The organism is Mycoplasmatota bacterium (assembly GCA_018394295.1).
Taxonomy (GTDB): domain Bacteria; phylum Bacillota_I; class Bacilli_A; order Haloplasmatales; family Haloplasmataceae; genus JAENYC01.
On record CP074573.1, the window covers coordinates 1391428 to 1406383 of the forward strand.

General features: G+C 26.0%; 16 protein-coding genes. 4 read left to right on the forward strand and 12 right to left on the reverse strand.

The features are described from left to right. Positions 1-162 precede the first annotated feature (162 nt). Positions 163-714, forward strand: a complete 552-nt coding sequence (locus KHQ81_06425; protein QVK19321.1) for a DUF3267 domain-containing protein — start codon at positions 163-165, stop codon at positions 712-714. A gap of 231 nt (positions 715-945) precedes the next feature. On the opposite strand, the gene KHQ81_06430 is transcribed toward KHQ81_06425, so the two are convergent. The 7 genes from KHQ81_06430 to KHQ81_06460 form a co-directional block, all read right to left on the reverse strand. After that, the gene (locus KHQ81_06430) at positions 946-1398 is read right to left on the reverse strand and encodes a leucine-rich repeat domain-containing protein (GenBank protein QVK19322.1); all 453 of its coding nucleotides are present in this window, start codon (positions 1396-1398) and stop codon (positions 946-948) included. A gap of 159 nt (positions 1399-1557) precedes the next feature. Continuing rightward, positions 1558-1794, reverse strand: a complete 237-nt coding sequence (locus KHQ81_06435) for a leucine-rich repeat domain-containing protein (protein QVK19323.1) — start codon at positions 1792-1794, stop codon at positions 1558-1560. 216 nt (positions 1795-2010) lie between these two features. Further along, entirely contained in the window at positions 2011-2571 is a 561-nt protein-coding gene (locus tag KHQ81_06440) for a hypothetical protein (protein QVK19324.1), read from the reverse strand. Positions 2572-3188: 617 nt separating this feature from the next. Then, positions 3189-3665 carry a hypothetical protein gene (locus KHQ81_06445; protein QVK19325.1) on the reverse strand — a complete coding sequence of 159 codons (477 nt, stop codon included), beginning with the start codon at positions 3663-3665 and terminating at the stop codon, positions 3189-3191. Positions 3666-4287: 622 nt separating this feature from the next. Beyond that, positions 4288-4560, reverse strand: coding sequence for a hypothetical protein (locus KHQ81_06450; GenBank protein QVK19326.1), 273 nt, complete (start codon positions 4558-4560; stop codon positions 4288-4290). Positions 4561-4893: 333 nt separating this feature from the next. Further along, the gene (locus KHQ81_06455; protein ID QVK19327.1) at positions 4894-5193 is read right to left on the reverse strand and encodes a hypothetical protein; all 300 of its coding nucleotides are present in this window, start codon (positions 5191-5193) and stop codon (positions 4894-4896) included. A 180-nt stretch (positions 5194-5373) separates the two neighbouring features. Beyond that, on the reverse strand, positions 5374-5598 hold the full coding sequence (locus KHQ81_06460) for a hypothetical protein (protein ID QVK19328.1): 225 nt from the start codon (positions 5596-5598) through the stop codon (positions 5374-5376). 445 nt (positions 5599-6043) lie between these two features. Between KHQ81_06460 and KHQ81_06465 the strand changes: the two genes are divergently transcribed. Beyond that, complete coding sequence (locus tag KHQ81_06465) at positions 6044-7762, forward strand: aminotransferase class V-fold PLP-dependent enzyme (protein QVK19329.1); 1719 nt, start codon at positions 6044-6046, stop codon at positions 7760-7762. A gap of 184 nt (positions 7763-7946) precedes the next feature. Further along, positions 7947-8891, forward strand: coding sequence for a GyrI-like domain-containing protein (locus tag KHQ81_06470; protein ID QVK19330.1), 945 nt, complete (start codon positions 7947-7949; stop codon positions 8889-8891). 179 nt (positions 8892-9070) lie between these two features. Here the strand turns inward: KHQ81_06470 and KHQ81_06475 are convergent, their stop codons facing one another. After that, on the reverse strand, positions 9071-10018 hold the full coding sequence (locus KHQ81_06475; GenBank protein QVK19579.1) for a nucleotidyl transferase AbiEii/AbiGii toxin family protein: 948 nt from the start codon (positions 10016-10018) through the stop codon (positions 9071-9073). Further along, complete coding sequence (locus KHQ81_06480; protein ID QVK19331.1) at positions 10005-10805, reverse strand: hypothetical protein; 801 nt, start codon at positions 10803-10805, stop codon at positions 10005-10007. The genes KHQ81_06475 and KHQ81_06480 overlap by 14 nt, the downstream gene beginning before the upstream one ends. A gap of 236 nt (positions 10806-11041) precedes the next feature. On the opposite strand from KHQ81_06480, the gene KHQ81_06485 reads away from it, so the two are divergent. Beyond that, the gene (locus KHQ81_06485; protein QVK19332.1) at positions 11042-12226 is read left to right on the forward strand and encodes an IS110 family transposase; all 1185 of its coding nucleotides are present in this window, start codon (positions 11042-11044) and stop codon (positions 12224-12226) included. A gap of 591 nt (positions 12227-12817) precedes the next feature. Here the strand turns inward: KHQ81_06485 and KHQ81_06490 are convergent. The 3 genes from KHQ81_06490 to KHQ81_06500 all read right to left on the reverse strand — a co-directional run bounded on the left by KHQ81_06490 (position 12818) and on the right by KHQ81_06500 (position 14894). Then, positions 12818-13483 (reverse strand): ATP-binding protein, encoded by a 666-nt coding sequence (locus KHQ81_06490; GenBank protein ID QVK19333.1) that lies wholly within the window; start codon positions 13481-13483, stop codon positions 12818-12820. A gap of 62 nt (positions 13484-13545) precedes the next feature. Then, the gene (gene cobS, locus KHQ81_06495) at positions 13546-14319 is read right to left on the reverse strand and encodes an adenosylcobinamide-GDP ribazoletransferase (protein ID QVK19334.1); all 774 of its coding nucleotides are present in this window, start codon (positions 14317-14319) and stop codon (positions 13546-13548) included. An 89-nt stretch (positions 14320-14408) separates the two neighbouring features. Then, the gene (locus tag KHQ81_06500) at positions 14409-14894 is read right to left on the reverse strand and encodes an ECF transporter S component (protein ID QVK19335.1); all 486 of its coding nucleotides are present in this window, start codon (positions 14892-14894) and stop codon (positions 14409-14411) included. Positions 14895-14956 lie beyond the last annotated feature (62 nt).

A 14956-nucleotide genomic window follows, 5' to 3' on the forward strand; every position in this document is an offset into this window, starting at 1 on the left:
TATTATCAATCAACAACAATTACTAAAAATATACTTAATAGTTTGATTTGAATAAATTAATGAACTGATGATTATTCCTTAATTAGATTAATTAGTATTAATCATATAATAAAGTTAAAATTTATGATATAATTTATTTATTAAAAGTATTGGAGGGAAAATATGGAAAATTTAGAGAATAGGGAAAACATAAGATTTGTGAAAATTAATGGATATTACACAAGTATAATCGTTCTGGTAATACTTTTCATATTATCAGGAATCATATATGGAGTTAAAATAAAGTGGATGAATGAAGCACTTCCTCTAAACGATTTACCTAAATTGATAAAAAGATTAGATTTGTATTTTATAATTTTATTAGTTGGGATATTTGTACATGAGTTCATAAAATTTGTGATTTATAAAATATATGGTGTAGGTTCTATTAAACTTAAATTCAAACAATTATTGGCCTTTCTTTATAGTCCTAATGAGTTAACTATTCTTCAGGCTAGACTCTTATGGATCATACCATTTTTATTTATTGCTGCTTTAACTATTATTTCCATTATATATTTTAATTTTTCTGTGGTTTTTGGATTTAGTATTCTACTTATAACTATAAGTGATGATTTAGTCATGTATCTGAATTTATTAAAATTCAATCGGAATGATGTGTTTATACAAGAAGAAAATTTTTTAGGATTTAAATGTATTCAAAGGAATGAATAATATATGTAAAATAATTATCAATTATATTTTACTTAATAATATACAAAGCAATCTATATCCTTATATTCTAAAATAAATCAACTAAGTATTAATACTTAGTTGATTTTTAATATGATGTATTATGTAGTTCCACATGATTTTTAATTGTATATAGATTAAAAATATATGATAATTTGATATATAATATAATTAAATCAGGTTACCACTTTTTACTATCTAATAAATCATAATTTAATCACACTTGCTTCTTTTTATAATTATAGAAGGATTAAAATCTATACTTACATCATTTTCAATTAAGTATATTAGAGTATTATAAGCGTCAGATCCTTCAGAGATATCAAGTGTTTTAATATCCAAAATTATTTGATAGTCATGTTCTTTTGATGTGAACGCTCCGTTATCAAACATTGTTCTTAAAATATTCAAATTAGATATACTATTATTTTCAATATTTAAAAATGTAAGATTTATCAAATTTTTTAAGGCATTTAAATCACTTATTTGATTATAATGTAAAGATAATTCTCTTAGATTTGTTAAATTACTCAATGCTGTTATATCATTTATTTGATTACGCACTAAATTTAATTCTGTTAGATTTATTAAACCACTTAGTACTGTTAAATCACTTACTTGATTATAACCTAAATTCAAATTTGTTAGATTTGTTAGTTTGTTCAATGCAGTTATATCACTTATTTGATTTTTATCTAAAGTTAATCCAGTTAAATTAATTAAATTACTTAATGCAGATGTATTTTTAATTCGATTACTTCCTAAATTTAATTCTGATAAACTCGTTAAATTACTTAATGGTGTTATATCATTTATTTGATTATGTTATAAATTTAATTTTATTAAATTTGTTAAATTACTTAATGCTGTTATATTACTTATTTCATTAGCCCAAAAACTTAATTTTGTCAGATCTGTCAAATTACTCAATGGTGTTAAATCTCTTATCTCATCTCCATCTAAAGATAATTCTTTAAGATTAGTTAAATTACTGATTGGTGTTAAATCACTTATTTTATCTCCAACTAAAGATAATTTTGTCAGATTTGTCAAATTACTCAATGGTATTAAATCATTTATTTTATAATTATGTAAAACTAATTCTGCATATTAATTGAATCAACAGATGAATTTACCATGATTTCCCATAATAAATTAATTTCTAAAAAAATGTATGAACGTTTCAAATATATATAGATATATTAAAAGTTTTATTTGATATTATAAATAATAAAAACCAACTAAGTATCATTTCTTAGTTGATTTTAAATTTACTAATTATTTTAAATCATCATTCTTTTTAATCTTATTAACTGTTTCTTTTGTTTTATTGACAATATTTTTACCTGTATCATAGATATTTTGTCCTACTTTTTTTATTGACTCAGCTGTATCTGATGCAAATTCTTCTATTTTATCTCTTGTGTTATTGACAATATTTTCACTTTTAATTTTTATTTTATTACCTATATGACTCTTATCCCTTGCGAATTCTTCCATTTTATCACTTGTATTATTGACAAAATTACGACTTCGTTCTTGTATATTTTGTCCGATATCACGCATGTTTTCACTCGTATCACTTGCAAACTCTTCCATTTTATCTCTTGTATTATTGACAAAATTACTACTATCACTCATGTTTTCACTTGTATCACTTGCGAATTCTTCCATTTTGTCTCTCGTATTATTAACAAAATTTTGACTTCTGTTTTTTATGTTTTGACCTACATTACGCAAATTATTATTTACATCTGAAGCAAATTCTTCTAAACCTTCGTTTTTGTTTTGTCTTTTTATTTCTGTATTATCATAATAATTATGATTATTATTATCCATAGTAATTCCTCCTTTTTTATTTATTTTTTGCATATAATCTATGTCTATTATAAGTAATATTTACCTTTTTATCATGAAATAAACAAAATATAAATAACTTATGCTAAGAATACATTAGAGTAGGAAATCAATGGAAATTAATTTAGAGTCAATCCGTGAAGAGATCATTGGTTCTCATACCTTTTTTTAGTTAAAATCATTATAAACATCATGGGCTTGCTTTTTTTGAGTTTGCGTCAAAATCACACAAGATATGTATAAAATAAAAAAAGGCTTAATCAAAACTGCCTAAACCTTGATATTTAGTATATTAGATATTTTGATATTGAGAGATTTATTCAAGAAGGTTATGTCTTAATCATTAACAAACTTTTACGTAGTTTACTAATATTCATTAGATTTTATATTTTATACAAATCATGAAATGATAAAAAAAACCAGCAATAATCTGTGGTGGTTTGCTGGGTATATGTTATATTATTTTAATATTAAAGGAAATTCACCAATATATTTAAATAATTTATATATTATGATTTCACCTTGTTCAAACATATTTTCAGAATATGTAGATATTAATTTATCTCGTATTAAATAATTTTAGTTATTTCTTCTTCTGTTTAAAATAATCCATACTTATTTAACTTTAATTTAGCCATTTCTGAAAACCTATTCACATCATTATATACACATGAATAATAATCGTCTTCTGGATAACCATAATCAAATCCAATAAAAATAAAATTTCTATTAAAAGCTTCTGGATTTATAGTACAAATTGGAGTTGACTTTTTAGTTTCACAAAACAATAGTTCTATATTAAAATCCGCTTTAATACAAGCATCAATATAAGAATTTAAAAATTTGATATCGCAACATGCACCAACTGCATCTTTGTTATAATAAAACTTCATAAAATACTCGTCTAAATAATTACTCAAAATATTAATATCATTTATACTTAATCCTTTCGTATATTTATCGATTGGCCAAGAGTCACCATCAATACCATGATAATTTTTATACTTTTTTGCATCATCTCCATCAATTCTCTTTATAATAAAACCATTTGGGTTATAGTTAACTGCATTAATCATAGGATTACTCCTTTATAAATATGTCTTATTTCCTATTATAAAATTTGTTGATTAAATTACTTATCTAATATAAAGAATATGTTTTCTTCTTATATGTGTATGATCATATCCTTCAGTCCAATGTCCACCACTACCACCCAAACTAACCTAATTATTTATTTAAGTTAGTAATTTTATGATTTTGAGATATTTTTTTATTACAAGCTGAAAATATAAATAACGGTAGAAACCCACAACAAATTTCATAAATTTTGTATCTTTCGAGACTTATTAAGCGTAACATACTAATTTCATGTGTATTAAGAAATTCATTATATTTTTGAATAGTATATATATTTTGAAGAATAATAAATGATAAATAAAAAATAGCAGATATTATAATGACTGATTTTTTAAATGATGATCTAATCATATAATAAATCGCATAGAAATACATGATTAACAGAACTAGATTAAGAATAATCTCTGTTATAAATAATGTATTGTAATCTTCATTATTTATGGAATAAATGGTAAATATGCTATTTATAACACCTATTATGACCAATAAGACTAAAACAACTTTTTTAAACATAAATATAATTCATCTACTTTCTATATAAATAATCAAAATGTTTATTATTTATCCAATAATTTCGTGTAAATAAGATATATGTGTATGATCATATCCTTCAGTCCAATGCTCACCACTACCTTCTCGAATTCCATGATGTTGAGATACTCCGTACTCCTTACACCACTCATCAATAATGAAAGCTTCTTCTTCAGATAACTCCTTTCCCTTTCTATTATAATTTTGTACAATTTCTTTTCCAAGTTGATCTAAAGCTCCTTTGTTTTCATTGTATGAGTTATTATTAATATCTGGAGTGTTTTCAGCTCTCTCACTTTCCATTTATTTGAAACCCAGGAAGTAAAACTCATTATATATAATCCTGTTTTTGCAAGTGCTGAAAATGAATCAGAAACAATATCATCTTTTAATCTATCAGTGCTAGCACAAAATCCCACAGGTTTAAAATTTTACGACTCATAAAGTAGATAATAAATAATTCCAACTACTAAAACTGCTGAAACTAATATACATAATCCTGTAAACAAATCATCAACTAGAGCTATACTTCTACTTGGATCAATATACAAACAGGATTGTTTCCAGCCCTGTTGTGACCAATATTAGTGGTTTGCTTTATTTAAAGATAAATTACTTAAATATTACAATATAGATTTAGAGATCATCTAAATTACTTTTGATATATTCTTCTATATCTTTCCATGCATCTTCAGTCACAAAATATAACTGTGAAGCTGAGTAAATTCCACCATCTTTGGTTCGAAATTTAACCATCCACTGTAGATGTTCATTTCTTATATTTTCGTCTTTATAGTCATCAACATAATAGACAACTTCACCTAATTTAAATTCTCTTGCATACTTCCAATCAAATTCCATTTCATACTCACACGCTACAAAGTTTGAAATAATAATTATTGGGTAATTTTCTAATGATTCGGTTATTACACTCATAATTTTTCTCCTTATCTACCAAAATTATCCTCTCCATGATTAATCCTTCCAGTGTTGTATGTTGGATATTTTCTTACCCACACTATTTGACTAAAGAGCTAGTTAATGTTAATTTTTATTAAAAATTAATTTCTTATAATGTATATAAAACTTATTTATTATTGATATTTATAATTTCTTTTAATTCAGTATTCCAAAAGTGTTTACAATATCATAAATATTCTTTCCACTGTTATTTTTCTCATGTAATTCAGGGTTAAATCTCATACAAAACAATAAAAAATCTTTAAATATAGAAGTATTATTTTTTTTCCTTGCAGCCATTTGACAAAAATATAATACAAATGATAAAACTAAAAACTCTGTAATAATGACATTTCTAAATATTTCGATATTGTTATCCATATTCCCTTACTTATAAGCCAATAATAATCATATCCTATATATACCAAAATTAATTCTAGATGAAATTGAAGCAACTGAAGCACCACCTAGCCAAAAACAATAATTTAAATAATATCATCTTTTAATCTATCAGTTCTAGCACAAAATCCCCCAGGTTAAATATCTTGCGACTTATAAATATGCATCATATATATATGATATCATAGATTTCAATAATCTCAAATATTGTTTGCTCTTTATATTCACACTCAAATTCTTTTAACCTTTCACTTTTTTCAGATTTAAAATTTTCTTGAATATTTTCCATATCAAAAATAGGTTTAATAATTTCTACTTCTTTTTCACATATAATCCATGTCTATTAGAAGTAATATTTACCTTTTTTATCATGATTTAGATTAAATATTAATAACTTATAATAGGAATTTATTCAAGGAGGAAATAAATGGAATTAAATATAGAATCGATACGTAAAGAGATCATTGGTTCTCATACCTTCTTTAATACACCTTATGGAAAAAGGCTTATAACTTATGCTGATTATACAGCGTCCGGTAGAACGTTAACCTTTATTGAAAATTATTTAATTAAACTACAAGAAGTATATGCAAATACCCATACAACCGATAGTTTTACCGGAAAAACAATGACAGGTATTTTACATAAAGCTGAAAAAAACATAAAAAAATATTTAGGAGCTAATGAAAACAATTATATTATTCCAACTGGAACTGGAGCAACAGGAGCAATTGTAAAATTGAGTGAAATATTAGGGTTATATTTAACTCCAGGTTTGAAAATGAATATTGATTATATGCGTAAAAGAATCATACATAAAGAAAGGTATAACCAAGAAATAATTAAAGATATATTTAAACATATGAGTGAAACAAAACCTATTATCTTTGTTAGTTCATTTGAACATCATTCTAATTATTTAATATGGAAAGAAAGCTTCGCAGAAGTCATTGAAATCAGTTTGACCTCGAGTGGTAAGTTTGACTACCTGGACTTAGAAAATAAATGTGATCTTTATAAAGATAGAATTAAAATCGGTTCTTTTTCAGCTGCTTCTAATATTACTGGAATGAAAAATGATGTTTACCTTTTAGCTAAAATCATGCATAAACATCATGGACTCGCTTTTTTTGATTTTGCTGCTAGTGGACCTTATGTAGAAATTAATATGAATAAAGATGAAAACTGTTATTTTGATGCCATCTTTTTATCACCACATAAATTTGTTGGTGGTCCTGGTTCAGCAGGTATTCTTGTCATAAATAAAAATCTATATAGTATACTCTATCCACCTACTGTTGCTGGTGGAGGAACTGTTAGTTTTGTTAGTCCTTATTGTTATGAATTTACAAAAGATGTTGAAGCAAGAGAAAATGCAGGTACACCAGGCATTTTACAAGTGATTAAAGCAGCACTTGCTTTAGAATTTAAACAAAAAATAGGAATTAAAAAAATAGTTCAAATTGAAGAAAATATGATTAAAAAAGCAATCAATGAATTAAAAAATGAACCTAATATAGAAATATTAGGTTCATTAGATCCAGAAAAAAGAGTTAGTATTTTATCATTTATCATAAATCAAAATGATAAATACTTACATTATAAACTAATCGCAAAATTACTAAATGATTTGTTTGGGATACAATCAAGAGCGGGATGTGCTTGTGCAGGACCTTATGCTCACAGATTATTAGGAATTGATGAAGCTGAATCAACATTAATCAAAGAAATTGTTGATGAAGGAATGGAATCCTTAAAACCAGGTTTTGTACGTGTTAATTTTCATTATTTAATGTCAGATGAAGAAGTAGAATTTGTTATAAATGCGATTAAGTTCATCGCACATTATGGTTATTTATTTTTAACACAGTACAAAATGGAAATAAAATCTGGTAATTGGAGTCATAACTATTTAAATGAATACAACTCTATAGTAGATTCATTTGGACTATATGAAAGTTTTAATATTAGTGAACCACAGAATATTTTAATAAATAAAAAATCAGAATTTAATAAATATTTCGATGAAGCAAATAAGACAGTTGAAAATCTTAAAAGAGAATTTCAACCAAACTATAAACAATTTCAGAATAAAAAATATGAAGATTTTAGATGGTTTAATTTTATTCATCATATAAATGATTAACTTTTTCCTTCAAGTCTGTCTTTTCTCGTATCATAAAATAATATATATAATCAAGTAATTGACCTTTCAATATTAGTCATTTATAATAAAATAATACTTATAAATATAAAAATATTATAAAAACCTATTGACTCTTTCCTTAGGGAATACTATATACTTTATTTTGTTTGATAGGAGGAATAGAATGGAAAAACTAAAGAAAATAGGATATTTGTGTTCAGTTTATAACATCACACCAAAGACAATCAGGTTTTATGAAGAAAAAGGACTTATACAAAGTAAAAGAGATCCACAAAGTGGTTATCGATTATTTAACCTTGAGTCAGAAAATAGGTTGAAGCTAATACTGTTACTACGTGAACTCGATGTAACCATTAAAGAAGTACACCAAATACTTAAATATAATTCAGTTCAAAAGACTGTAGAAGTTCTCAATAACAAACTATCTGAAATTGATTCAAATATAATAAATTATAATAAACTAAAAGACAAAGTTCAATTTATTATAGATGCATCATTATCTTTTCAATCAAATATTTTAACAGAATTTGAGAAAAATAGTTTTTTATCTTCCTATTCAAACAAAAATAATAAAAATAAAGGGAGAGAGAAAATGAATCAAAATCAACTTAACAACTTAACTGCCAACGATGTGAAAATCATTAAGTTAAACAAGTCAACTGTAGCATACGTTAACTCAGGACTTGTAATACAACCTGAGGGAAAAGCAGTTACTGAATTAATGAATTGGATTAGAAAAACAAAGTTATATGAAAATTCAAATATTCGTATATTTGGTTATGACAATCCATCACCACAAACCAATGACTTTGACAATGAAGAATATGGTTATGAGATATGTGTTACCTTGCCTGATGGTTTTGATAATACAGAAGGTATAGCTACAAAAGAATTTGAAGGAGGATTATTTGCTACTGTATCATTCTCTTTTGCATCAGGAACCGATACAATCCCAAAAAGATGGAATCAACTGGTAGAATGGGTAAAAAAAAGTGATTACACATTTAGAGATGCACAATACTTCGAAGAATATCTCTGTAGATTTGATGAAGACGGTAATGATGAATACGATAACTTAGAGTTCTATTTACCTATTATGAAAAAATAAATAATTATTTCTCAAATAATGCAAACAAGTATAACAATTTGAAATTTTTAGGCCAAAGCAGTTTTGCTTTGACTTTTTTCTTTTTATACAAATATGATAAGAATATTTTAAATTATCTTTTAAATTTACTATTTAATAAAATCATTTTAAAATTACCCTAATATGTCTAATAAACAGAACTACCTTGTTTTCCATAATGCCATCGGATGATTCTTTATTCTACAAAGGACATCCGAATGTTCAAAAAGCAGTTCCGGTACGTACTTGTTATTTTCAAATTGTTCTAAAAATTCTCCCTCTGAATTTGTTAATACCATTAAATCTTTAATGAATTGTTTTACAACCTTTTTTACTATATCTAAATCAAATTGATCTTTTCTTCTAATAACAGGTAATAAGTCTGTTTTAATTTTATATTTACTTATAGAATCTATAGCTTTGGTATCAAAAGTCTTATTAATCTTCTTTGCTGAAATTGCTGCATAAAAAACCACACACTTTCTCAACAATACCTCTTCACTTTCATCAAACAAACCAAATTTAATCATATTTCCAACATCATATAAATCTCGAGCAGCAGCTCTGCTTAACAAAGCATTAATCTTACTACCAAATATCTCGATGGCAGCTAAAGATTTCACTTTATATTCACTAGAAAAATGCTGTGTCACGATAGGTCGTTCTTCTACTGGAAGTACATGGGCTCTTAATGAATAGTTGATTTCTATTTTTATATTGTCCTTATTGCCTATCAAGTTTATATACTCATAGACCCAGGAATCTAAACTATGTGGAGTCTTCGTTTTTAAACTTTTTGTATATCCTTGAGAAGTCATATATCTGTCGATAACAGAATTAATGGCTTTTCTGTTTTCTAACATGACATCTTTACTGTCTAATTTTATGTAATCTAAATCTATATCTACAGATAACCGTGGTAGATTAAAAATCGTTAGATTGATAGCTGTTCCCCCTTTTAAAGCGAGGCTATCTTTAAGTAAAGGATTTGTGTTAAAATACTCTAAAATATCTGCTAACCGGGTCACTTTTTCTAAAGTATCTCGTATGAATCCTAATTCTTTTGCTTTTTTTCCCATGTACAGGATGTCATAACTAGACAAGTTCATCACCACCTTGATCCATAAATTCAAATAATCCTTCTGGTAACACTAACTTCCATTCACTATTATAATAACCAGCGTTTGTATATTCCTTTAATAAATATCTAGTGCTATTCCCTATTTTACTTCTACAATATTGAATAAAATCTTCAGACAATTGCACATCGAGCATGTAATTTTCTAAAAGAAAACCTGTTTTCTGGTATAGAGCTTGTATAGTATAACACCCAAGATAAGTTTTTAATTTATCTTCATCTAAATACTGTACTCTTTCAAGACATTTCAAAAGTTCTTCGAAACCACCTATTTTTTGAAAATCCTTTATATTATCTATAACAGTTCGCTCCAAATCTGTTACTCGGATTCCTTCGGTATTCTTAGGCTTAATGACCCCTGAGTTTATTTTTGAAGCCACATACTTATAACTCACACCTTCAAATTCAAAATCTCTAAATCGAGTCTCAGAAGATATATATACTTCATAGTAAACTTGATTTGCTAGACCAAAATATTCAAAGGCAGTATGATGAGAAATGTAAGCGGATGGGGTTATTGCGCATGCTATTTGATATCTTGATGCGATTACCTGATTTGTCGCAGGATTCACACATGAATAAACATTGTTTCTTATCTTTTTAACTAACCCTTTCCTCATTAAACGTCCAAGAAGGGAATACGCAGTTTTCTTATTATTTGTTAATTGTTCAACATTAGCAAGAGAAAATACGCTTAGTTTAGCTAATTCAGTATAACCAGTCAACTTAGTCACCTCGTATAATGTAATTACAGTCATAATTTGCTGTAACTACATTTTTTATATTATAATTATATTTAATAACTAGTAGACTATTTTCTGTCACCTTACAGCTTATAAGACTGTTTTAGTGAGTTTATAGCTACAGCTTTATTTAATATGTTAATTAGTTAGTTACAGCGAATAGACTGTTTATCAATAGCGAGGTTACATTTATAAAGTTTGTAGTGACACGCTACTAGTAATAGCTATTTATATGGGAGGATTTATATATCATGATTTATGTAGGTATTGATGTTGCTTCGAAAAAACATGATTGCTTTATTACTGATCACAACGGAGTAGTTCCCTGTGATGTATTTACGATTACTAATGATATTGAGGGTTTTAAAAAACTCTCTAAAGTTATTAATGACTTTAAAGAGTTAGTTAATGATAATTATGTGCGTATAGGATTAGAGTCTACAGGGCATTATTCTAAGAACATACTGAATTATCTTTTTGACCAACAATTTGATGTTTACTTATTTAATCCACTTTTAACCAGTATGGCTAAGAAAGCTTCATCTGTTCGTAAAACTAAAACAGATAAAACCGATGCAAAAGCCATCTGTAAATTTCTACAAGGAAATTGGAAAGACTTCCAACCCTATACAAGAAAATTATACCATGCCGAAGAACTAAAGTCATTAACACGTCACAGAATTAGATTAACTAAAGAGATTTCTCAAACTAAAATTCAATTATCTAATCTAATTGACTATGCTTTTCCAGAATATAAAACTGTATTTAGTAACTTATATATAAATTGTTCATTAGAATTATTAAAAACCTACTCTATTCCTTCTGTAATCAAAAACACACGTATAGATGCGTTATCTAATCTTCTTAAAAAGCATTCTAAGGGCCATCACTATTTAACCACTGCGAAATTAATTAAACAATTAGCGAAAGAATCTATTGGCGATGATGCTTCATATTATGCTTTTGAAATCCGATTAATTGTTGAGAAAATTCAGTTTTTAAATTCACAACTAGATCAATACGATAACTACATAAAAGAAATAATGGATAAACACTTTTCTATAATTCTTTCTATTCCTGGCGTTGGATATACAACAGGAGCAATATTAATTGCCGGTATTGGCGATATTTCATTATTTTCTAGTGAAGATAAACTAGTTGCTTTTATTGGTGCTGAACCATCTATTTATCAATCTGGTGAATTTGAATCTAGTAATTCGAAAATGTCAAAACGAGGCTCAAAATACATGCGTTATGCAATACATCATGTATCTAATAGAATCATTCATTCAGATGAAAAATTCTCTAAATATTATCAAAAAAAGATTAATGAAGGTAAACACCATTTTGTTGCATTAAGCCATGTAGGAAAGAAAGTTATAAGAACCATATATTCTATATTGAAATATAATACAGCTTATGTAACTAAACATTAACATATTAAATTATCAAAGATCTAAAACTCAAAGTTCCTTGAGTTCTTTTTAGCATACTTATTTATTTAGAAAATATTTTTTAAAATTTTTATTAAAAAACACTTGCATTCTAAATAGTTAGCTCACTTTAATATTTGCTAATAATTCTTCACAAACAAAGAATTATGTACTAATTATAAAGTAATAATCTCTATTAATATTCTTAATTAGTCATTTTATATTTATTTTTCTTTAATATTATCACGTTTTTCTTTAAATGTGAAGTATTTCGTTCAATTTTTAAAGATAATACAGAAAAATATAGTTTACCAAAGATTGCTGAAATATAATTATGAAAATTTAATACATATCCTTATTAGATTCAAATAACTAACATCAATTTTCATTATATAGTCACAAAAAACATTTATATAAATATAAAAAAACCTAGAATAAAAATATTCTAGGAAATATTTAGATTTGTCCTAATTAATTGTCAACAAAGAATATAATAAGGTTTTTATTCTGTAAATAACTAAATCTTAATAGTTGTGTTATTAAGAAATTGCCTTATACTTAATAAAAAATAAATTAAGCACCTTTAAATCTTTTTTAGTTTAAAATTGTTATTTTATTTAATAGGCTTTTAGGCAATGAATTAAAATTATCATATTCAATTAAAACACTGGTTGATGGACCAGCGCTTTTATATAAATCAATTGTATCTGAAGTAAATGATTTATCAAATATTCTTTTCCCTTTTTCATATATTCCCTTTGAACCAATACAAACAACTTTAGAAATATTAGAATTGTTAACTAATTGTTTAAATTCTTTTAAAGTAATCACTTGGTGAGGATTATCAATTAGTTCATTTCCAATAAGAGGATATCCCACAACTGCATAATTATTATATCTTGGTCTTTCCTTATCTAGTTTTTCTCCGATAACAGTGACACTAAATGCAGATTGATTCATAGTAAAATTAGTTTCTGTACTACTAATATATGGGATGTTAATTTCAAGTTCTTCTAGTACTTTATTTATTCCACTTACTAATTTATGATGATTTTCATCACCACAAAAATTAGTAAATACTAAGGCTTTAAGAGTTGTATTTTGACTCATATTTTCCATTACCGCATTTCTAACTGTATAATAGGATAATAATTCACAAGAAACTTTAACTTGATCATCCTTTTTCTCACCAATACTACCTGCGTTGTCTACTGTCACTATTAAGTTGCTTGTATCTTTAAGTTCTAAATAATCTTTCATAATATCTTCACTTCGATTCTGTAATATTCTTTAGTTATATAGTTAGTAATAAGTTTATATACTTACCACAAAGGTAAAAAATCATATATTAAAACACCCAAGAATAAGAGCACTTCTGTAATTTCAATGTAAGCTCCAATAATATCACCAGTGATTCCACCAAACTGTTTTAAAGCAAATTTTCTATAAATGAACAGATATATAAGAGCGATTAAAATCATAAATATTGTTATGTATATCTGGTTTATAATAAACCCAAAAGTAACTACTAGGATAAAGTAAAGGATAAAATACACTTGATATTTTTTATTAAGTTTTCCATACATTGAAGCTAATGAATCTTCTTTTGCGAATTTTGTGTTTAATAGTAAAATTGATTGAAATAATCTTGATATAATTGGAATTAATAATATTACAAGTGTTAGTTTATTTTGAATTATTATTTCATTAATGATTACTAATTTACTACAAAGTAATACAAACAAATAGACAGCAGCAAAAGCACCAATATTTGAATCTTTCATTATAAGTAATTTTTTTGGTATATCTCTTCTACTAAAATGAGCATCACATGTATCCATGAATGCATCTAAATGTAATCCCCCTGTAATAAATATGAAAAATACTACAATTAGCATTGAACCAAATAGAGATGAAAAATTTAAATAATCTATTAACAAAATAACAACATATAAAAATAATGCTATTACAACACCAATTAAAGGGATAAATATAGGCATATACTTGTTGTCTTCTTCATTCCATTCTATAAAAGGAACTCTTATTGTAGTAAAAAAGCCAACTGTCATAATAAATCTCTTGAATAGTTTCTTCATAAGCATCTTCCTTTCCACTTCTACCTCACTAAACATAATCTGTTTCTTTAATCTAGTACTTAATATTTCCTTCTAACAAAACAATAAAATTAATACTCCTCATACGAATCAGAAAAAATATTTTTAATTCTTTCATAAACAAGTATCCCAACAAGGATGTTTAAAGTACTAGCTATTGCAATTGGAATAAACGTCGCTATAACTGCTTCTGTTGGTAATAGTAATAATAAAAATGGAGCAGCAAGGAATGTATTTAATAAAACGCCTACAATAAATCCAATCATCTTACTTTTCTTATAGAGAAATCCAAACATATAACAACTACCAAACATTGACGTTGCGATAATAAAATGAATTAATATTCCAAATGGAAACCCTGAAGAATAAGCGGTTGCCAAATGTCCAATAAAACCAATAATCCCCCCAATAAAAGGCACAAATAGGACAGCTGCTAAATAACCAGGTACAGCGTCAAACGATGCTGTTGCAACACCTAATGGTAGTTTTACTAGTGATAGAGGAACACTTAATGCAATTAGTACCGCAATAATAGTTATTTTTTTTGTGTAATTCATAATCTTCTCCTTTATATTTTTTATATTCTTTTAATCAATCTTATGTATTTGAATAAGATTGA